The 20,747-nt window shown below is 49.8% G+C and carries 17 protein-coding genes, 2 pseudogenes and 1 CRISPR repeat array; of the genes and pseudogenes, 8 read left to right on the top strand and 11 right to left on the bottom strand.

Going from position 1 to position 20,747, the window contains the following annotated elements; all coding sequences use genetic code 11:
• Nucleotides 1-40: 40 nt before the first annotated feature.
• Nucleotides 41-2,752: direct repeats of the CRISPR family, unit length 28 nt; unit sequence GTCTTCCCCACGCACGTGGGGGTGTTTC.
• Between the two features lie 154 nt (nt 2,753-2,906).
• The 10 genes from AC2A06_RS01630 to AC2A06_RS01675 form a co-directional block, all read right to left on the bottom strand.
• Nucleotides 2,907-3,029: a hypothetical protein gene (locus AC2A06_RS01630; RefSeq protein ID WP_484379307.1), complete on the bottom strand. Its 123-nt coding sequence runs from the start codon at nt 3,027-3,029 to the stop codon at nt 2,907-2,909.
• Between the two features lie 956 nt (nt 3,030-3,985).
• Complete coding sequence (locus tag AC2A06_RS01635) at nt 3,986-4,183, bottom strand: DUF1016 N-terminal domain-containing protein (protein WP_484379308.1); 198 nt, start codon at nt 4,181-4,183, stop codon at nt 3,986-3,988.
• Nucleotides 4,184-4,473: 290 nt separating this feature from the next.
• Nucleotides 4,474-5,412 carry an N-acetyl-gamma-glutamyl-phosphate reductase gene (gene argC / locus AC2A06_RS01640; protein ID WP_484379138.1) on the bottom strand — a complete coding sequence of 313 codons (939 nt, stop codon included), beginning with the start codon at nt 5,410-5,412 and terminating at the stop codon, nt 4,474-4,476.
• Nucleotides 5,413-5,866: 454 nt separating this feature from the next.
• Nucleotides 5,867-6,610, bottom strand: coding sequence for a hypothetical protein (locus AC2A06_RS01645; RefSeq protein ID WP_484379139.1), 744 nt, complete (start codon nt 6,608-6,610; stop codon nt 5,867-5,869).
• A gap of 137 nt (nt 6,611-6,747) precedes the next feature.
• Nucleotides 6,748-7,170 carry a hypothetical protein gene (locus AC2A06_RS01650; RefSeq protein WP_484379140.1) on the bottom strand — a complete coding sequence of 141 codons (423 nt, stop codon included), beginning with the start codon at nt 7,168-7,170 and terminating at the stop codon, nt 6,748-6,750.
• Nucleotides 7,171-7,336: 166 nt separating this feature from the next.
• Entirely contained in the window at nt 7,337-9,367 is a 2,031-nt protein-coding gene (locus AC2A06_RS01655; protein WP_484379141.1) for an alpha-amylase, read from the bottom strand.
• 416 nt (nt 9,368-9,783) lie between these two features.
• Nucleotides 9,784-10,626, bottom strand: a complete 843-nt coding sequence (locus tag AC2A06_RS01660) for a substrate-binding domain-containing protein (protein WP_484379142.1) — start codon at nt 10,624-10,626, stop codon at nt 9,784-9,786.
• Complete coding sequence (locus AC2A06_RS01665; RefSeq protein ID WP_484379143.1) at nt 10,601-11,146, bottom strand: hypothetical protein; 546 nt, start codon at nt 11,144-11,146, stop codon at nt 10,601-10,603. The genes AC2A06_RS01660 and AC2A06_RS01665 overlap by 26 nt, the downstream gene beginning before the upstream one ends.
• Before the next feature lie 170 nt (nt 11,147-11,316).
• Entirely contained in the window at nt 11,317-11,850 is a 534-nt protein-coding gene (locus tag AC2A06_RS01670) for a sigma-70 family RNA polymerase sigma factor (protein ID WP_484379144.1), read from the bottom strand.
• Nucleotides 11,851-11,863: 13 nt separating this feature from the next.
• On the bottom strand, nt 11,864-12,547 hold the full coding sequence (locus AC2A06_RS01675) for a hypothetical protein (RefSeq protein WP_484379145.1): 684 nt from the start codon (nt 12,545-12,547) through the stop codon (nt 11,864-11,866).
• Between the two features lie 116 nt (nt 12,548-12,663).
• On the opposite strand from AC2A06_RS01675, the pseudogene AC2A06_RS01680 reads away from it, so the two are divergent.
• Nucleotides 12,664-12,786: pseudogene (locus AC2A06_RS01680) on the top strand (Tn3 family transposase); the annotation flags it as partial.
• Between the two features lie 418 nt (nt 12,787-13,204).
• On the opposite strand, the gene speF reads toward AC2A06_RS01680, so the two are convergent.
• Nucleotides 13,205-15,367: an ornithine decarboxylase SpeF gene (gene speF, locus AC2A06_RS01685; RefSeq protein WP_484379146.1), complete on the bottom strand. Its 2,163-nt coding sequence runs from the start codon at nt 15,365-15,367 to the stop codon at nt 13,205-13,207.
• Between the two features lie 288 nt (nt 15,368-15,655).
• On the opposite strand from speF, the gene AC2A06_RS01690 reads away from it, so the two are divergent.
• The 7 genes and pseudogenes from AC2A06_RS01690 to AC2A06_RS01720 all read left to right on the top strand — a co-directional run bounded on the left by AC2A06_RS01690 (nt 15,656) and on the right by AC2A06_RS01720 (nt 20,658).
• Nucleotides 15,656-16,093, top strand: coding sequence for a YhbP family protein (locus AC2A06_RS01690; protein ID WP_484379147.1), 438 nt, complete (start codon nt 15,656-15,658; stop codon nt 16,091-16,093).
• 219 nt (nt 16,094-16,312) lie between these two features.
• Nucleotides 16,313-17,362: pseudogene (locus AC2A06_RS01695) on the top strand (ABC transporter substrate-binding protein).
• Nucleotides 17,363-17,371: 9 nt separating this feature from the next.
• On the top strand, nt 17,372-18,205 hold the full coding sequence (locus tag AC2A06_RS01700) for an alkaline phosphatase family protein (RefSeq protein WP_484379309.1): 834 nt from the start codon (nt 17,372-17,374) through the stop codon (nt 18,203-18,205).
• The gene (locus AC2A06_RS01705) at nt 18,205-18,528 is read left to right on the top strand and encodes a hypothetical protein (protein WP_484379148.1); all 324 of its coding nucleotides are present in this window, start codon (nt 18,205-18,207) and stop codon (nt 18,526-18,528) included. The genes AC2A06_RS01700 and AC2A06_RS01705 overlap by 1 nt, the downstream gene beginning before the upstream one ends.
• Before the next feature lie 4 nt (nt 18,529-18,532).
• Nucleotides 18,533-18,706 carry a hypothetical protein gene (locus tag AC2A06_RS01710; protein ID WP_484379149.1) on the top strand — a complete coding sequence of 58 codons (174 nt, stop codon included), beginning with the start codon at nt 18,533-18,535 and terminating at the stop codon, nt 18,704-18,706.
• A 51-nt stretch (nt 18,707-18,757) separates the two neighbouring features.
• Complete coding sequence (locus tag AC2A06_RS01715) at nt 18,758-19,411, top strand: HAD family hydrolase (RefSeq protein WP_484379150.1); 654 nt, start codon at nt 18,758-18,760, stop codon at nt 19,409-19,411.
• A gap of 182 nt (nt 19,412-19,593) precedes the next feature.
• Complete coding sequence (locus tag AC2A06_RS01720) at nt 19,594-20,658, top strand: DUF1176 domain-containing protein (RefSeq protein ID WP_484379151.1); 1,065 nt, start codon at nt 19,594-19,596, stop codon at nt 20,656-20,658.
• Nucleotides 20,659-20,747 lie beyond the last annotated feature (89 nt).

Below are 20,747 nucleotides of genomic sequence, written 5' to 3' on the forward strand. Positions count from 1 at the left end.
GTGTTTCTAAGAATGGGGATGTAAAGCTAGGCTCTTTATCGTCTTCCCCACGCACGTGGGGGTGTTTCCAGGCTGCACAGGTTTTATATCTGTCAGTGTAGGTCTTCCCCACGCACGTGGGGGTGTTTCCCTTTACCTTCAGATTTAGCCTGTAGAGTGCTTGTCTTCCCCACGCACGTGGGGGTGTTTCGATGTAGTCAGGGTTATACATGAAGAGTTGACCGTCTTCCCCACGCACGTGGGGGTGTTTCTTGGGTTGGTCGGCATCTTTTATCGCGGAGTTGGTCTTCCCCACGCACGTGGGGGTGTTTCTTACTTTGTCAAGAGGTTCTGTGAAATGAATCTGTCTTCCCCACGCACGTGGGGGTGTTTCCACTTTCGACGCTCTATCGTCTTCAGTGTTGTGGTCTTCCCCACGCACGTGGGGGTGTTTCTTACGATGGCTCTTGGTTTATTTATAAAGGCCCGTCTTCCCCACGCACGTGGGGGTGTTTCCAAACTATGGCATTCATCAATAACAAAGGTTGCGTCTTCCCCACGCACGTGGGGGTGTTTCTGCGGCGGCGCTCCTTGCGGTTTTCCTCGTTTAGTCTTCCCCACGCACGTGGGGGTGTTTCTAAACAAAATAGAGAGAGTATAAAAATACGATAGTCTTCCCCACGCACGTGGGGGTGTTTCTCAGCCGTCCGATCTCCTCCCCGGCCTCAAGACGTCTTCCCCACGCACGTGGGGGTGTTTCCCGATTTTGCATTGACAACTTCAATCTGCACGCGTCTTCCCCACGCACGTGGGGGTGTTTCGTTTATTGGCGACTTTCATCACCGGGATAAAATGTCTTCCCCACGCACGTGGGGGTGTTTCCATTGGCACGCTGAAAATTTCAGACACGTATTTGTCTTCCCCACGCACGTGGGGGTGTTTCTGGGGTCGCGTTTTGTAAACAGGGCGGCGGGTTGTCTTCCCCACGCACGTGGGGGTGTTTCCCGGAGATAAAGCCGTTTCAGTTGTGGTGAGTGGTCTTCCCCACGCACGTGGGGGTGTTTCCCGGCACCTATTTAGGAAAGACCGACGATCAAAGTCTTCCCCACGCACGTGGGGGTGTTTCTATACTGATCCAGTTCCAGCCGTTCACGCTTCAGTCTTCCCCACGCACGTGGGGGTGTTTCCGTCGATGGGATTGTCTCAAATGCAATCCGAGCGTCTTCCCCACGCACGTGGGGGTGTTTCCGAGGTTATAGCGGCGGCGCGGCCATGCAGTGTGTCTTCCCCACGCACGTGGGGGTGTTTCTATACATAAACCCAAGCGATCCGGTTTTGGGTAGTCTTCCCCACGCACGTGGGGGTGTTTCCAACACATCGCGGATTACTTCTTTTGTCCTGAAGTCTTCCCCACGCACGTGGGGGTGTTTCCGCAAAACCGCATCAAGTTCGAGCAGCAGATTGGTCTTCCCCACGCACGTGGGGGTGTTTCTACGCAACATTCCCGGCTGCGCCGTCGTTCACGGTCTTCCCCACGCACGTGGGGGTGTTTCTAGATACCGCTGCTTGTGTGGCAATACGGAAGCGTCTTCCCCACGCACGTGGGGGTGTTTCCGCCTTCCGGCGCTTTGAACTCATACTTTTCAGGTCTTCCCCACGCACGTGGGGGTGTTTCCAAAATCGGCTTTCCGGTAGTTGTCGCGCTTTTGTCTTCCCCACGCACGTGGGGGTGTTTCCGGATGGGGGCCAAAAAGGGCGTAACTGATGCTGTCTTCCCCACGCACGTGGGGGTGTTTCTCAGTCGAGGGCGCGAAAGCGTATCGGCGGAGTGTCTTCCCCACGCACGTGGGGGTGTTTCTAACTTCCTTTACCTTCATCTCTCAATCTCCAAGTCTTCCCCACGCACGTGGGGGTGTTTCTCAGATTTGCGTAACGCCTGTTGTTAAGCTGCCGTCTTCCCCACGCACGTGGGGGTGTTTCCATGTCATCATTGTACTCTACTAGCGTTAATGAGTCTTCCCCACGCACGTGGGGGTGTTTCTGTCCTGCTTTTCCATGTCGCTGATCTCTGCGAGTCTTCCCCACGCACGTGGGGGTGTTTCCAGTCCAAGTCGGCGTCGGGTCCGCCGGGGAAAGTCTTCCCCACGCACGTGGGGGTGTTTCCCGTCGCTGTTCTCAGGAGCGTGGAGAAGTTTGGTCTTCCCCACGCACGTGGGGGTGTTTCTCCAGCCAGTTTGCTGCTCAGATTACTGATTGTGTCTTCCCCACGCACGTGGGGGTGTTTCCTCTGGTTCACGTTCAACCCAAACAAAGAAACCGTCTTCCCCACGCACGTGGGGGTGTTTCCAGTGTTAGCCTGAGATTCGATTGCGTCTTGCTGTCTTCCCCACGCACGTGGGGGTGTTTCTACCTTGAGGTGAGCGGACTTGGTAATCACCCCGTCTTCCCCACGCACGTGGGGGTGTTTCTCATCAGCTTGCAGATATCCGCTGGTGTGGTGTGTCTTCCCCACGCACGTGGGGGTGTTTCCTGGCATCGAATGGCTTCGAGAAAGTAGCAGAGGTCTTCCCCACGCACGTGGGGGTGTTTCTTGATATGCCAGATTTAATTGCGTTTTTTGTGTGTCTTCCCCACGCACGTGGGGGTGTTTCCCAGCGTTGCCCTTGGCAAAACCTTCAGCACCGGTCTTCCCCACGCACGTGGGGGTGTTTCTACACAGAACTTAAGTACCAGCACGACGACGCTGTCTTCCCCACGCACGTGGGGGTGTTTCTTCAATTAGCGCCGTGATTTTCGGCCAAATGTTGGCTGGCTTCATCTGTTACCGCTTGCTTGTTTTGGCTAACTAAAAGGCGTTGGTAGTATAGCGTGCCTATTTGCCAATCTAATGCGCGTGAGCTCCAGTTTTGCTCGGCGGATTCGTGCATTTACCACTGGCGGGCGCTGTCACCTTCTACCCGCAACAGCCTGCGGTAGTGTGTCCAGCTTAATTTGGGGCTCAGCGCGTTCCGAATTGGAAAGGTTTGATAAAAACTGCGCATGTAACGCAGGTTTCTAAATAACTGCGCCTAATACCGCTCCAGTTGTCGATTTCGGGTGATGTTTGTCCAGTGATCAGCAGCAGCCGGTGAAGCCGTATGGTGGCTGGTTCTCTTGACCGGAAAAGAGCAAACCTAAGCGTAGCAAGGCCTGATGCAAGATGTAGCACAATTAGGCGCAGCTATTTAGCATCAAAGCCTTTACCAAACTCAGCGGTCAGTTGTTCTGACAATTGCGTGAGTAGTTTGCTGCCATATTGGGCGCGGTGTTCACCTTGCTGTTCAAATTAAATAATGTGCTGGCCAATTTGCCAGTAGGTTTGTACCTGTATGGTATCCACCGTGAGATAGGCTTGGTTTCTAGCTTGTTAAATGATGTCTGTGAGTTGGTAAATTAATGGGTTAATCGTTAGCAGAGTCCGCTCTTAAATTAGTAATACAATTGCTGCTGAAGTTGTTTAAAAGCTGCCAATAAGTGAATGGTTTTACCGCCAAAGGCAGTCGAGGCATCGTTAACTTAAGATACAAAAGCTGTCTGGAGATGGCGGGTCAAGATCAGAATCTGGCTTTAATTTTCAAACGTTGGGGTTAATCGAAGGTGGGCAGTGGATCTAGATGGTTGCCGATCAGTCTCTCAAAAGCTGATATTTCATCAATTCCCCTCCGTAAAAAAACGAGAGGGGAATTGGTGCTGTGTTTACTGGCTTACATTATTTAACATGATATTTAAATTCTGTATTGCAGCGCGGGAGGCTCCTTTTCCGAGGTTATCGAACACCGCCGCCAAAAGAATTTTCCGGCCTCTTCATTGGCGAACACATAAATATCGAGAGAATTTGTGCCATTCAAATATTCTGGCTCTAGCTGTGTCACCTTTGCAGCCTGTTCCACTGGAATAACATTGATGTGCTTAGCGTCTGAATAAAATTCAGACAGGCAGTCATGGATCTGTTTCGCACTGATGCCGGCTAACGCGCGCTCCAGTTCTGGCTGATGGCCTCTTGCATATACCAGGTGCGGGCAGCGTGATTGTCAACTTTGCTGAGCTGGTTATAATGCGACCAACTTAATTCGAGAGACACTGTCTCCTGAATAGGAAATGTCAGATAAAACCGCCACATATTATGCAGAGTGGTGATATCAAAGCCTTTACCTAAACGCGCTATTCACTGTTTTGTGTACTTGTGCGCGTCTGTGCAATGTTGGCAGCAAATGCTATCCGCGAGGGTGGTGATGGTTCTGTTTATTGATGTTACGCAACAGAGTGAAGGGCTGGTGGAGCAAGGCAATATTGTGATGGTTTGGCCGCCCCTAATAAATCAGGCTTTAATTTTCAAACGTTGGGCGTTAATCCAAGCGGGACGCTGGATCTGGATGGTTGCCGAACAGTCTCTCCAAAGCTGCTATTTCATCAATTCCCCTCCGTAAAAAAACGAGAGGGGGATTGGTGCTGCGTTTACTGGCTTACATTATTTAACATGATATTTAAATTCTGTATTGCAGCGCGGGAGGCTCCTTTTCCGAGGTTATCGAACACCGCTGCCAAAAGAATTTGTCCGGCCTCTTCATTGGCGAACACATAAATATCGAGAGAATTTGTGCCATTCAAATATTCTGGGTCTAACTGCGTCACCTTTGCAGTCTGTTCCACGGGAATAACATTGATGTGCTTAGCATCTGAATAAAATTCAGACAGGCAGTCATGGATCTGTTTCGCGCTGATACCGGCCTGCAAAAGTCTTACATGCAGAGGCACATACAGGACTATTCCTTGCCGGTATTTTCCGTAAGAAGGCGTGAATAAGGGGGGATAGGTTAATAATGCCTGTTGTTGCATTTCCGGAACGTGCTTATGCTTCAGACTCAAACCATATCCACGAAAAGCCGCGCTGATCGGCTCGGGATGGTTTGGATCTTCATAGGCTTCAATCAATGAACGTCCGGAACCGGAATAGCCGGAAATGGCATGTACATTAACAGGGTAATCACGTGGAACCATGCCCCGTTCAGTAAGAGGACGCAGCAAAGCAATAGCCCCTGTAGGATAGCAGCCGGGGTTAGTGACTCTGTTGGCCTCCGCAATCAACGCCGCCTGGCCGGAGGTCAGTTCTGGCAGACCGTAAACCCAACCAGGGGTAGAACGATGAGCCGAGCTTGCATCCAGAATTCGCACCCGAGGATTTTTAACCAATGACACGGATTCACGTGCTGCATCGTCAGGCAGGCATAGAATCGCAATGTCACATTCGTTAAGCGCCTGGCTACGTTTCTGCGGATCCTTGCGTTCTGCACGGGGCAGCTCAAGCAACTCAATGTCATCACGGTTGCTGAGCTGAGAGTGTATCTGCAAACCTGTAGTTCCTGCCTCACCGTCTATAAAAATACGTGGTTTCATAGTGTTAGTGCCAATGTAATGGTGTAATCCAGTTCCGCACGCGGCTTCTTCTCTGGCTGCCTGAAGCTTTATGACGGATTTAAGTCCGTTAACCCCCTAATTTCCATAAATTTGTTCGAAGCGACCTGCCATAGAGTCGCTTTGATCAACATAAGGGACCGGTTTAAAAAACATATCACGTCCAAGCAGTTTCGCTAATGTTAATCTTGACGTAAACGTAGTGGCCAGCAGGCATGACGAGCTCAGTGAAACGACTTTCCGGCTTTCATAGTCGAGTTGGGATGAGTCGAGATAACTACTGTGTAAGCGTAAAGAGCCCAGACCGATACCAAAATTAATAAGCTTTTGTGCTTCATCCATTTCAGGTGAGAGTGGCGAAGTACTCTTCAAAAGACATTGGTTGAGGATCGCAGTAATGTAAGGCACCACCAAATCCGATTGGGCATGAAAACATTTAGTAACCACCGTTCAATTCATCCGGGACTAGGTATTTACCGGCGTCCATAGAAAAGTTAATGGTATACTTTTTGTCAAATTTCTCACTGCCATGAAACCCGGTGGAATGAATCACTAAAGGGTAAAAATCGGCATTCTGCTGCCCATCCGCGACCGAGATTTTGTTTTCCATGCTTTCTGCCTGATTTTTAGCGTCTTGATCATCTGGGTCGATCGCCCCGGTGTTATCCATCCATGACGTCCATTGTACAACCGGGATAAATTTATCTTTGACAACAATATTCAGCGAATCATGAGTTTGTCCATAACCCTGATTCATTGCACTCATTGATTCGTGTATTGCCCATTTCCCTTGCCCTATAGTAATAACGTCTTGAAATTGACCTCCACTCTCCTGTTCGGTCGCCAGCAGAGAGAATCCCTGCGCGGTTTTTGCAAGAACATAGTAATCAGTGGGGAGCGGCGCATTGTCATATGCTATTTCACTGACATCAGGGCACATGACAATAAGATATTGTGGCGGTTGTTGGCTAACCAATTTGTTATAGCAAATGGAATAATCCAGTGCGTCAGTTTCGTCTGGATTATTTACTTTTTTATGCCAAGGGTAATCTTTGTTACTTCCCTTTTGATAAAAGTGAGCAATAAGATCATCTGCGGTATTATAATTATTGCCCGCAAATACATGCTCGGAAAAAGCGATGGGTAGTAATACTATTATGCACATCAAGGGGTTTAGCATACTCATACTCCATTTTCTGACCTGATGTTAAATATGTCACCGTCAAAACCTAGGGCAACAGGAATGAATGTTGATTTTCGTTCCCTGCCTTGCCCATTTCAGACGGTATCTGGGGGGCTTTTCAAGTGATCTAGCGGCTAAAGGGCTTTATGCCTACTGACACCACTGGCGAATGCTAAAAATTTACGCTCACTGATATTGTAAAACAAGCGTTGTTCTGCTTTATCAAGAGCATGTGGGGGCAGATTTTTGGCCTCCCAACCCGTTGGTTCGGCTCCAGCCATCTTCATCGTGCTGGATGTACACACCTTGCAGCTCAGTGTCTCAGTCAGCCATCTTTCGACATTTCTCGGAATGATGTTCAGTAACTGCTGTGCGCTGGTGGCGGGGGAGATAGTATTGCCGGGTGCTTGCCATAGCGCCTGGTACAGACCAACCACGGCGTTAGCGGCAGGTCCGATCAATGGTTCGACTAATTTACCGAAATCTTGGGGTTCCATACTTTCCAATATGACATCACGGTCAAGATATTTACCTGAAGAGGTCATTGTTACTGTCACTTCCTGCTCTGGTAATACTTTCGTGACGTTGGAAAACCAGATCGTTTGCCAGAGCCTGAGACAGTATTCCCCGCGCCAGCGGGGATAAACCGCGACAATAACTGGTGCTTATAAGCGGCTACATTGGCTTTTATCGCCTTGAAGTCGTTGTTAGCAACAACCCAAGTCACGGTTTCCCGGCCCACACCACCATCACCTTGTCATTACCCCACTCACGCACAAAGCCATAACCTTGGGAGAGTGTCACGGTGGTTTGTTTACCCATGCCAATCGCCGGATGGCGGGCACGGAATTGACCCAGTTTCTGCCAGTGCGCTACATTGGCGGCGGCGTTACCGCCAACATCCTGCCAGTTCATCTCTGAGCGTGTGCCTTGCAGAGGATCGGAGCCAGTGGGGCCAAAGGGGCGGGCTGATTCATCACCATAAAAAATTTGCACCGCACCGGGTGCCAGTAACAGTAGTTCTGCGGCTGCGCTCCCACCCTCGCGAAAAAGGCGGGTATCGTGAGAGGAAAGGTAACTCAGCACATTGAACTGCTGGAGTTTGTCTGCCATGGTCTGCCAGGTATCATCAATATCCGCCAAGCAGTCGACGGCTTTTGCGGCCTGATCCTGATAATCAAAGTTAATCATCGCGTCAAAGCCAGCATGATAGTATTTGCTTTCCATCACCCCATGTCCCCAAGCCTCACCTGTCATCCAGAAGTTTCCAGAGTCTGGCGATTTTCCTGGGTTATCGCGTTTCCATACTGCCAGCGCGCTGCTGGCTTGGTTTTTCAGTTGCTGCCACGCAGCCAGCTCCACATGTTTCGCGGTATCGATACGGAAACCATCAATACCGTATTCCCGTACCCATCGGCTAAGCCAGTGAATCAAATAATCGCGTGGCGTATACCCGGCAATGGTTGCAGCCTGGCTATCGTGTTTGTGCTGATAAAACACGGGCAGGCCGGAAGGCTCAGTAGATTCCGTTTTCAGGTCGGGTAAAAAGGAAACGGACATCGTCAAGTCATCGAAGCCAGGCCTGTCGTAATCGCCAATATCGGCACGAACCCACGCGCTTCCCCACCATTTTTGCCAGGCATGTGGATCATTGAAATTAATGTAATCATTAAAGCTGTGCCAGGTTTGTCCTGTGCCTGGCTTCCAGTCATTCCAGTGTATACCTAAGGTTTTTTTCAGCTCGTCACCTTGCAGATAGAGTGCACCGAACTGATATTGCTGCATATCCGCAAGGGTGGCATAGCCAGTATGGTTCATCACCACATCAAACAGAATACGGATGCCACGTTTGTGTGCTTCATCCACCAGGTTGCGCAGATCAGTCTCACTGCCCATATTGGCGTCAAGACGCGTCCAGTCCATGGGGTAATACCCATGATAAGCGTAATGAGGGAAATCTCCCTGACTGCCACCTCCTATCCAGCCGTGAATTTGCTCAAGTGGTGAGCTGATCCACAGCGCATTAACACCCAACTGTTGTAAATAATCGAGCTTACTGGCAAGACCCTGTAGATCGCCACCATGGAAGGTGGCAATTTCTTGCATGCCATCTTTATGGCGACCATAGCTGTTGTCGTTGTCCGAGTTGCCGTTGACGTAGCGATCAGTTAGCACGAAGTATATCGTGGCATTATGCCAGTTAAAGGGGGCAGGGCTGGCGGTGTCAGCCTGCTCAAGTAGCAGCAGACCATTGCTGTCGGCTGCCGGTTGCAGCGTAATTTTCCCATTTTGTACCTGAGCGATTTGCCCACTGTAAAATTCCCGGACATGGCTGCCCTGAGCAAAGGTATGGCCCACCTCGATGGTTAACGGTTTACCGTCCCAACGTGGGCACTGACGGGCCAAGACTTGTGGTGTCGCGTTGTCCTCGCTGGCGACACTCAACACCAGTGTCGGCGTACTGGCTTGGGTGTCTATTTTGAGCTGGTAGTGGCCATCACGGAAAATGTGCCACTGCGGTGTGGCGTCGTGGCAGGATTCAAGTGGTAAGCTCTGATTGAGCTTAATGGCGGCGGCAGGTTGCCAACACTGTTGGTCAAAATGGATTGTTAAGGGGCGTGTCCCTTTGGGGAGTGATTGCTGGCTAATCCATTGACCGCTACCTGCAGGCGTAAAAGCAGGGAAATCGGCCGCAGTCCATGAGGCAAGTGCCATTGCTGGCAGAAAAAGAGTAGCGAAAACTGCACGTTTCATCCTGACCACCTGTGGTTGCGTTTTGTGCAGTATGCGCCTGTTTTATACAAAAAAACTCATCCATACAGGGAGCTGGGCAGGGAGGACCCGGGGGGAGGATGTCAGCACTGCCCATGTAAAGCCAACAGACATCTAACTTCAAGTATGACGAGTATATACCCAATTAACTTGAAGGTGCTTGACCAAGCCTGTTATTAGGGAAAGCGTGCTGAAGGGGTCGTAGCGGCGTGAGCCGCCGACAAATTTGCCAGGAGCAAATTTGAACGACACCGGTCGGCCCGCAGGGTGGGATACAGGGAAGTATCCCATCATAGCCCCTCAGTGCGATTATCCCGGGTATCTCGGACTCAGCAAGTATTTCAAGCAACTTGAAGTATCACGGGTATATACGTGCTATTAATTATTGGGTGGTTATCTTATTTTAACCAGCCTTCGTCTTTAAAAAATTGAGTACCTTCTGTTGTTTCCAGATAAGTGGCAAACTGCGCTGCTCCAGCATCGGCATTGGGTGAAATAGCTATGTTGAAGTCACGGTAGATCCTTCTTTCTGGCTCAATGGTTACCATATCCATTTTATCAGCATTAGCTATTGGCCAGTCACTCCAAGTGATCCAGGCATCAGCCTTCAAGTCTTGGAAAGATTTAAACGCAGCACCACTCCCTTGTTCAAAAGCAACGATATTTTTACGTACCTTCTTGATATCATCCAGTTTACCCAGACGACCCGCAATATCTTCCCACAGCCCAGTGCCTGACGTATTGTAGGTTCCCTTGCCTTCAGTAACGACGATTTTCATCGGCTGGTTAATGAGATCCTCAAAACTTTTGATGTTTTTTGGGTTACCTTTGGCAACCGCAATCACCGCTGGGTGAATGAATATAGGTATCACATCTTTGCTGGAGACAAAGGGATAGTTCTCAAGATAAGCTGTCATAGATTGCTCTGATGCACTGAAAATAATGTCGGCACGTTGTTGAGCGTCTTTTGACCATTTCTTTTCTGGTCCGTAAATGACTTCAACGTGTTGCCCGGTCTTTTTTTCAAAGCTGGCAGCTGCTTTTATTAACGCGGTATGAGGGCCGCCAGGCCCATACAAACGCACCACTCCGTCTTTAGGCTGATGGGCAATGCTAGTGTCGAGGAATTGCCCGCCAGCATAGGTGGAAAATGACGCCATAATAGTCGCAGTTGCAATGATTAACTTTTTAATTTTCATAAAAATAAGCTCTTTTTTATGTGGGTGATACAGATAGTTCAATACAAACACCTTTGAACAATATCTCGCTTTGCGGGTTTTTATTGGCCGTAATAAGAACTTCACTGCTGTTTTTTACAGCATTCCATTCATTTGGTGTCAGTAATTTAGTCTGAGAGTCTTGTAATTGAATAAAGCGCCCTAATAAGGTCAGTTGCCCCGTATCTTTATCTTTTGCCCATAACATAGCCGTTTCCATATTGGCATCGGACAGATGATGGCGGGCATTCCATTTCAAGCGCATACTTGATTTTCCAGGCTTATCTCCCTTGAAAGCCATAAGCACGAAAAAATCCCTTTTTTCTGCTGATGACATCGCTGCGATATAGCTAGGAGTGGCTATTTGAGGCTCGGGCATAAACAACATTGAGCCAGATAACAGGAATAGCAATGCCGCGCAAGCTAGAGAAAATGTTGATATTCTTTTACCCCACCATTTCCCCCACAAGTACCCTTTTTCCTGCTTACCTAACGTGGCATTAATATTTCCCCATACCCACGCCGGGGGTTTCTCAGATGTCATTGGTTCCAACCCACTAAGACGTGAATGCCACTGTATAACGAGCTCATACCAGGTTATGTCATTTGCTATCAAAGATTCGAAGCGTCTTCTCGTTTTCAGCGACAAGGTACCAAGCAGATACTGACTGACCAGATGTTCCCGTATCGCCGGGTTGCTATAGCGAGCGGGAGTCAAGCGTCTATACATTGCTTCAACTCCTGGAGACCTCTGCGGATCCATGATTTTATTGTGCCTAGCGGATGCACCAAGCGCGCAACAATTTCTTCATGAGAATAACCATGAATATAAGCCAACTTAATGGCTTGCCTTTTTTCCTGATCCAAAGAGAAAAAACAGCGGTTTAACAGGGAAATGTCATCGGCAGCATCCGTTTCATTGTCTCCCTGTGCTTCTGGTAAGATATCTGTTTCTTCAAAGCGTGGGTGAAGACGGCCATGCTGTCGAACGTGGTCAATCGCCAGATTGCGCATCAACTGACACATCCATGCCCAAGGGGATATTACTGGCCCCTGTTCAGCGATAAACCAGATTTTCAGGTAACCCTCTTGCAATAATTCCGCTGCAATATCGCGGTCAGCAACAATCTTCATCAGCAACCCGTATAGTTTGCGGTTGGTTTGCCGATACAACTTTTCAAATGCTGTTCTATCCCGGAGTTTTACCCGAGCAAATAGCACCTGCAGTTCTTCATTTGCTGTGACCACGATGACTCCGTAATTAGAGATGAATTAGATGCCAGACATTCTTCACTTTATCACCAGTGACATCGCCTGGTTGTGTATCTTTGACCCACGTATAGAGAGGCGAACCTTGATAGGCCCACTGGTAAGTTCCGTCTTTACGGGCGATGACACTAAGCTCACCGCTGCCAACATCTGCTTTTTGCGCGGTCAACGGTGGCCATTTCTTTGCACAATCGTCATAACATGACGACACATTCTTGCTATCTTTAGAAAAAGTATAGAGCGACAGACTCTCTTTATTAGTCAGAATTTTTCCAGAATCAGTGGTATAAACTTTAACCGGGGCCTGATCTGCCCGAGCAAGAGACCAGATGTTTTTGACACCTGACCCGGTAATGTCTCCAGCTTGCTGATCTTTATTCCAGAGATAAAGTGGACGATGATTTAATGTCCATTGCTGCTTGCCATCTTTACGCGTAATTTTCCCCAAACCGCTCAGCTGCGTGCTCTCGTCGTTGACTAGGAGAGGAGGCCAGGCTTTGGCACAGTCCTCATAGCAATCAGATTGGTCTGCTTTGTCTTTGTCGAAAACGTAAAGAGTCATACCTTTGCTGTCGGTGTAAACCTGGCCTAATGCTGTTTCCCTTGTTGAGATGTCGGAAGCCAGTGCAGAAAATGCCAAGAGGCCGAGCATGGCCGGAATAACACGAATTTTCATCATTATTTCCTTATGTACATTGAATGTCTCTAATACAGACGTTCAGGTCAGCGATTTGGATGCACTCAAAGGAAAATATTTTTTATGGCATATCGGGGTTTGAGGGCTAATGATGGGCGTTGGACGAACTGGAGCGGGGTTGTATTGACCTTTCTAAAATCGAAAGCCGCTGGGATGAGATGATGCGGGTTACCGTTTCTCTGAAGCTGGGCACTGTTTATGCGTTAGAACTCACTCGCTATTACACTACCGGAGGATATTATGAAGCGATGGGCAGTAATACTATTATGCGCATCAAGGGGTTTAGCATACTCATACTCCATTTTCTGACCTGATGTTAAATATGTCACCGTCAAAACCTAGGGCAACAGGAATGAATGTTGATTCTCGTTCCCTGCTTTGCCCATTTCAGACGGTATCAGGGGGCTTTTCAAGTGTTCTAGCGGCTAAAGGGCTTTATGCCTACTGATACCGCTGGCGAATGCTAAAAATTTACGCTCACTGATATTGTAAAACAAGCGTTGTTCTTCTTTATCAAGAGCATGTGGGGGCAGATTTTTGGCCTCGCAACCCGTTGGTGTGGTTGAGTCAGGTTGTTGCGGCGCTCATCACTACCCATGCAGGTTGCGATAGCGCCACACGTTGCCAATTGGGAAATTAATCTTTTATTACATATCCATAGGTTCGGCTCCAGCCATCTTCATCGTGCTGGATGTACACACCTTGCAGCTCAGGGGCGAAGCCAGGTAATAAATTAATCCCTTCTTCCAATGCCAGAAAATAACGTTGTGCCGCGCCGCCCCAAACTTCACCGGGGACAACACATAATACCCCTGGTGGGTAAGGTAAGGCCCCTTCAGCAGCAATTCTGCCTGCTGCTTGTGCCAAGGCGACTAATTCCACATTGCCACGCACTAACTGCGTATTGGCATCTTGCGGGTTCATCACCACGGGTGGGAAATGTGCTTTGCGGAACATCTCTTTTTGTAATTGCTTAACATTATGGCTGACGTATAAATCGTGCATTTCCTGGCACAGTTGGCGCAACGTATAGTTGTGATAACGCGCTTGATGGTTTTTATACACCGTCGGTAACACCTCACTCAGCAATGAATCCTGTTCGATATGCTTTTCGAAACGGGCAAGCAGTGCCACCAAGTGAGCCATTTTGGCGCTGTCTTCTGCCGGCGTCAGCAGGAACAGAATCGAGTTGAGGTCACATTTTTCCGGCACAATACCGTTTTCACGCAGGTAATTAGCCAGAATAGTGGCTGGAATACCAAAGTGGCTATATTCCCCATTGCTGGTATCGATGCCGGGTGTGGTTAACAGTAGCTTGCAGGGGTCAACAAAATATTGTGAGGCGGCATAATCTTCAAAAGCGTGCCATTTCTCCCCAGGGACGAAGTCAAAAAAGCGCAGGTCATTCGCCATGGTTTCTGTGCTGTAAGATTGCCAAGGTTTGCCATCAACCTGCTCTGGCACAAAGGGTTTAATCATCGAGCAGGTTGCCAGCAGCATTTTGCGTGTTTCAATACCCAGGTGAACGCACTCTTTCCACAGGTGTGGTCCGCTCTTGCCTGCATGCATTTTGGCATTAACATCCAAGGCGGCAAACAACGGGTAGAACGGGCTGGTGGAAGCATGCAGCATAAAGGCATTATTAAAACGTTTATGGTTGCAGTAGCGATCTTGCCCTTTGATATGTTTGTCTTTTTTATGGATTTGTGAGGTCTGCGAGAACCCAGCCAGCTGTTTATGCACTGATTGGGTGACGATAATGCCCGGGTCGTTTTCATTCAGCTCCAGTAACAGTGGCGAGCAATCTTTCATCATCGGAATAAATTGCTCGTAACCCACCCAGGCAGAATCAAACAGAATGTAGTCACACAGGTGGCCAATGGTGTCTACCACTTGGCGGGCATTATAAATAGTGCCGTCATAGGTGCCTAATTGGATAATCGCCAGGCGGAACGGGCGCGCTTCATTGGCGCGTTCAGGGGCAACTTCACGGATTTGCTGGCGCAAATAGGGCTCTGCAAAGCAGTGGGAATCAATCCCACCAATAAAGCCGAAGGGGTTGCGCGCGGTTTCCAAGTAGACCGGTGTGGCCCCCGCCTGGATCAGTGCGCCGTGGTGGTTGGATTTGTGGTTATTTCGGTCAAACAGCACCAGATCGCCACGGCTTAGCAGCGCATTGGTCACCACCTTGTTGGAGGCTGAAGTCCCATTGAGCACAAAATAGGTTTTGTCGGCATTGAATACTTTGGCGGCATATTGTTGTGCCTCGCAGGGGGCACCTTCATGGATCAACAGATCCCCCAGCTTGACATCGGCATTGCACATATCCGAACGGAAGATAGTTTCACCGTAAAAATCAAAGAACTGGCGGCCAGCAGGGTGTTTGCGGAAGAATGCTCCCCCTTGGTGCCCAGGGCAAGCAAAGGTCGCGTTACCCATTTCGACATACTTGGTTAGGGTATCAAAGAAGGGCGGCAGCAGTTCACTTTCATATTTCACTGCGGCGGCTTCCAACTGTTTGCCATACAATGGGCTGTTGTTGCTACCGAGTTCAAATACCCCATACAGAGCCGCTAATACGCTGCTCTCTAGCTCTTGTTCGCCACTTACCGTGACAAAAATCGGGATATCCAGGCCAGTTTCTGCTAACTGAACCAACATACCTTGTTGTACATCTTCAATCGCCAGGACGATGGCAGCAACATCATTAAAATCACTTTGATGCACATCGATAATTTCACGTGTGGTGGTAAAGCATCCTACCGTTTTTGTGTTGGCGGCAATTTTTAGTTTTTTCATTGGTCAACGTATTCCACTGGCAAATCGGCTCGCCATCAATCAAGCTGCAGGGGGCTTTCTCACTCCTCCAGCGGTTTGGCAAGCACTGCGTATTATTTTAAGTATTAAAGGCGGGATTATAAGGCAGAATGTATCTCCATTGTTATGACATTCTTGTAACTGAATTTGCATTTTTATGCGAGATTTGATGAGAATTATGCTGTTTAGCCTTGGTGGGGGTAATCGTTAATGATGGCTCTTGGCGGTTAAACTCGGCAATAAGATATTCTCTGCTCTAGGAGACTCAGCGTGAACCCCAGCGAAGACCAACAACACATTATCCGTTTTCTCAACCAGCAGCATCTGCTCACGTTGTGTGCTGGCAACGGTTTGGATATGTGGTGCGCCAACTGCTTTTATGTGTTTGATGCGCCGCGTATGGCATTGTGGTTAATGACGGAACCCCATACCCGCCACGGCACGCTGATGCAGCAACATCACCATGTGGTGGGCACCATTGCGCCACAACCCAAGAGCATCGCCCTGATTAAAGGGGTGCAATACGCTGGTGACATCAGGTTACTGCAAGGGGATGAAGCCCAACAGGCCAGCGCACATTACTGCAAGCGTTTCCCGGTCGCCAAGGTTATGAACACCCCGGTCTGGCAGATCACCTTGCAAGAGGTGAAGATGACCGATAACACCTTGGGTTTTGGTAAAAAGCTGTACTGGCAGCGTGCGGATTAACGGCTCACCCATCAGCTTCATTCATTACGGCAAGTGGCAGCAACAAGGGGCTGGAGCCTGTCCGCCAGCGCTTTTTTCCGCCGCGTGTTAGCTTCCCACCTGTTGTGATTCTGGCGTAACAGGGCTGTCACCAAACCATCATCAAACTACACCGTAACCGTCATATTTACCCTCTAACATGCCCCTCAAACCATAATTAATCGAGTCCAGGGGAGTGAAATGATAAAGAAAGTGATGGCAAGTGCATTGACCATGGTGGCACTGAGCCAGCAGCTCTTTGCCGCCGACAATATTGCCGATTTGGAAAAAGCAGCCCGCAGAGAAGGCCAGCTCAACAGTATCGGCATGCCTGATAGTTGGGCTAACTGGAAAGATACCTGGCAGCAATTGGGCAGTATCTACGGTATCAAGCATTAGGATACTGACATGAGTTCAGCGCAAGAAATTGCCAAATTCTCTGCCGAAAAAGCCAATGCTACCGCCGATATTGGTGACGTAGGCGGCGCCTTTGGGCAAGTAGCGGTTAAGCAAGGGGTAACCCAGCCTTACAAGCCTATCACCTGGGGTGATATTCCCAACTGGGCCAAAGATGCTGACGGCCACTGGATGCTGGCCTATACCGGCACCATTGCCTTCCTGGTCAACAAAGATCTGGTGAAGTCGACACCAACCAGTTGGCAATCTCTGCTCACCGGGGACTACAAAGTAACTCTGGGGGATGTTGTTGTGGCTTCTCAGGCCAATAACGGTGTGCTGACGGCGGCCTTTGCCACTGGCGGCAGCGAGAAGAACCTAAAACTGGCTTTGGAATTGTTCGCTCAGTTAGCCAAGCAAGGCCGCCTGTCACTGAATGACCCTACCATCGCTAATATTGAGAAGGGTGAAGTGGAAGTAGCGGTACTGTGGGATTTCAACGCCCTTAACTACTGTGACCGGATCGACCCAAACAAGTTTGATGTGGTGATCCCCAGCGATGGCTCAGTGACCGCCGGTTATACCACCATCATTAACAAGTGGGCCAAGAACCCCAATGCAGCAAAATTGGCGCGCGAATACATCCTCTCTGATGCGGGGCAAATTAACCTAGCTCGTGGTTACGCCCGCCCGATCCGCAGCAATGTGATATTGCCAGATGATGTGAAGAGCAAATTAATTGCTGCCGAGCAGTATGCCAATGCCAAGCCAGTGATTGACCAGGCGGCGCGGGAGAAAAGCTCGAAAGAACTGCCGCGTAAGTGGCAAGAATTTGTCATGATCAACATGAAGTAAGGGATGAATGTGCAACACAAGGTAATAGTGGTACTTGTTGATGGCCTCAGTGCTGAGATAGCCCATACCATGGGCTATCTGGCCGGGATGGTGGAAGCGGAGCGCGGTCTTTATACCACGCTGAATTGTGCTCTACCTTCTCTTTCCCGCCCGCTTTATGAGTGCATCCTGACTGGGGTAGCGCCAGTGGCCAGTGGCATCACTCATAATGGCATCTGCCGCCTGAGCCAACATGATTCTATCTTTCATCTTGCCCGTGCGGCGGGGAAAACCACCGCGGCGGCGGCTTACCACTGGATCAGCGAACTGTACAATCGCGCTCCTTGGCAAGCCAGCCGGGATCGTTTTACCCATGATGAGCAGTTGCCGATTCAGCATGGCTGTTTTTACTGTGATGACAGCTACCCGGACAGCCATCTGCTGATGGATGGCGAGTGGCTGAGAACCCAATATGATCCCGACTTTTTGTTGATCCATCCAATGGGTGTGGATGACACTGGTCACCGCTTCGGGCTGGATTCGCGCCAATATCGTAATCAGGCGCGGCGCATGGACGGCCTGCTGGCGGATCTTCTGCCTCAGTGGTTGGCGCAGGGGTATCAGGTACTGGTGACCTCGGATCACGGCATGAATAACGACTTGAGCCACGGTGGCATTTTGCCGGAAGAGCGCACAGTGCCGCTGTGGCTGTTTGGCGATGCTTTCGTCGCACAATGGCCTGCAGGAGCCATCATCCAGCAGACTCAGCTCTGCGCACTGATGGCGGATCTGCTCGGGGTTGCTCACCAAAAATCGCGCGGCCCATCGCTACTCAAGGCGGCCTTGTTGCCTGAGGTGCATTGATGATGTCTGCAACAACCCAGACAGTGCGGGATCAACAGCGGATCCCGCACGCTGTCCGCCGCCACTGGCTTCCGGCACTGGTGTTATTGCCTTTTGCCCTGCTGATGTTCTTGTTCCAGTTGGCTCCCTTGGTGTGGGTGCTGGTGGGGAGTTTTCAGACATCAGAAGGTTGGGGTATCGATAATTACCAAGAGATACTCAGCTCCCCTTTTTACCTGCAAGCGTTCAGTAACTCATTGAGTATCGCGGGTCTTCCTGATGAACCAAGGGAAGATAGTGCAAAGCGGCAGGCCAGACCAGATTTATACGCAACCTGCCAGTGAATTTGTGGTGGGTTTTATTGGTAACTATAACCTGTTGGGGCCGGAGCAGGGCAAGTCTCTATTTGGCGCACAGTTTAGTGGCAAGCTGGCGTTGCGGCCGGAAGCGATCACTCTGTTGCCAGTGAGTGCCGCAGTAACGCTGGCGGTAGCTCGGGATCAGCTTTGTGAAGTTGCCTAGCTGATAGTTTTTTTGTTGTGGTTTATACCAAAATGATTACCAGGAACAGTAATGTCATTAGCACTATTTGATTTGGACGATACCCTGCTCTGCGGCGACTCTTCTAGCCTGTGGATGGAATATATGGTGGCGCAACAGTTGGCTCCGGCAACGATGCTTGCTGAAGAAAAAGCCATGATGACGCTCTACTATCAGGGCAAGATGGATATGCATCAATATATGGCTTTTACCTTACAGCCGCTGGTGGGCAAGTCCCGTCAGTGGCTTGGCCAACAGAGTCAGGACTTTATTGAGCGGGTGTTGCGCCAGCGTGTTTACCCGGAAGGGATAGCCCGTATCGAATGGCATCGCCAACGGGGTGATACCTTGATATTGGTTTCCGCCACCGGGGAACACTTGGTGGCACCAATGGCCCAGATGCTGGGGATGGATCACTGCGTTGCCATCCTGCTGGAAGAAGAACAGGGTAGGTTGACCGGCCAGACATACGGTACGCTGAGCTTTCGTGAAGGCAAAGTGGCCCGCATCAAGCAGCTATTCGGCGAGCAGCCAGAGCTCTGGCAGGGCAGTTTCGGTTACAGCGATTCCCACAATGACTTGCCGATGTTGCAGGCAGTAGCCCACCCCTACGCCGTCAATCCGTATCCGGGTTTACGTCAACTTGCTGATGAGCATCACTGGCCTATTCTTGAATGGCAGCTCTAACTATTCTCTCTGTTCCCTTGGCCTGAAGTTTGGCATCACTCCCCCTTCTTGGTTATCGCACTGGGTGCATACCGGTGCGCCTCCGCAGTCGGCTAACCTGCGTCACTCGCACTGGTAGCACTATTCCGCGCAGCTCTTTATATTGTGGTGAACACTTCCACTATTCCTTAATGCGGTATCCCATGAACCATAAAAAAATAGCGGCAATTATATTGGCAAGTAGTTTTGTTTCCTTGGCGATGGCGCAGGATGAGGGGGGTTCTTTTGCACACAAAAACTGGGAGCTGGTTTGTGATAACACCCATACCTGCCGTGCGGCTGGCTACAGTGAAAGTCAGGAGTCCACGGGCTCAGTGCTGATTACCCGCCTGGCTGGCCCGGGTACGCAACCTACCGGGGCGGTGACGTTGGCGGATATTGAGTCTAAGGAATCTTCCCCGGTACCTAAATTGACCCTGTGGATTAATGACAAATTGATGGGGAACGTCCAGCCCACTCAAGATGGCATCTGGCATTTATCAAGCAACCAAACGCTGGCGGTGCTCAAAACGGTCAACGGCAGTGGCAAAGTTGAATTTAAAGGCGGGCCAGTTTCTTTTGTATTATCCGGGGATGGGGCCACTGCCGTATTACTGAAAATGGATGATGTGCAAGGGCGTATTGGCACTCCGGGTGCATTAACTAAAAAAGGCGATAAACCGGAAAGCAGCGTACCAGCAGCGATTCCTGCCCCGATGATTCAATGGGTCAAAGTGAGTGATGTGCCGGAGCGTCTACTCACTGCACCAGAAATAGCAGCGTTAAAACCAAAACTGTTGGCAATGTTAAAACCGGATGATTGTGAGCACCTATGGTTTGATTTGAAGAATAATTCAGATTTAGGCACATCTGCGGACCATGAGGATGCCTTAACACTGACCCCACTGGGTAACGACCATGCGTTGATCTCTACACTCTGTTGGCGAGCCGCCTATAACCAAGGTTATGGTTATTGGGTTATCGACAATGCATTGAAAACTGACCCGGTTTTGGTGACCAATTCCGCTTCAGGCTATAGTCAAGGGGTGATTTCCCTAGGGCAAAGAGGGCGCGGGTTGGGGGATTGCTTTTCAACAGCACGTTGGCTATGGGATGGTGAAACCTTCCACAAAAGCCGTGAAGCGACCACCGGGATGTGCAGCTATATCCATTTGGGCGGCACCTGGGATCTGCCGACGTTTGTCACAGAGGTCAAACCCGCTTTATAAAGGCACCATGATTAAGCTGAAACCGCTCAGTTATTTTAAAACCGTGGTGGGGCCGGGCTCTGTTTCTGTGGCTTCCGCCATGCGGTATA

The organism is Serratia sp. HNCC26DJ244 (assembly GCF_057180565.1).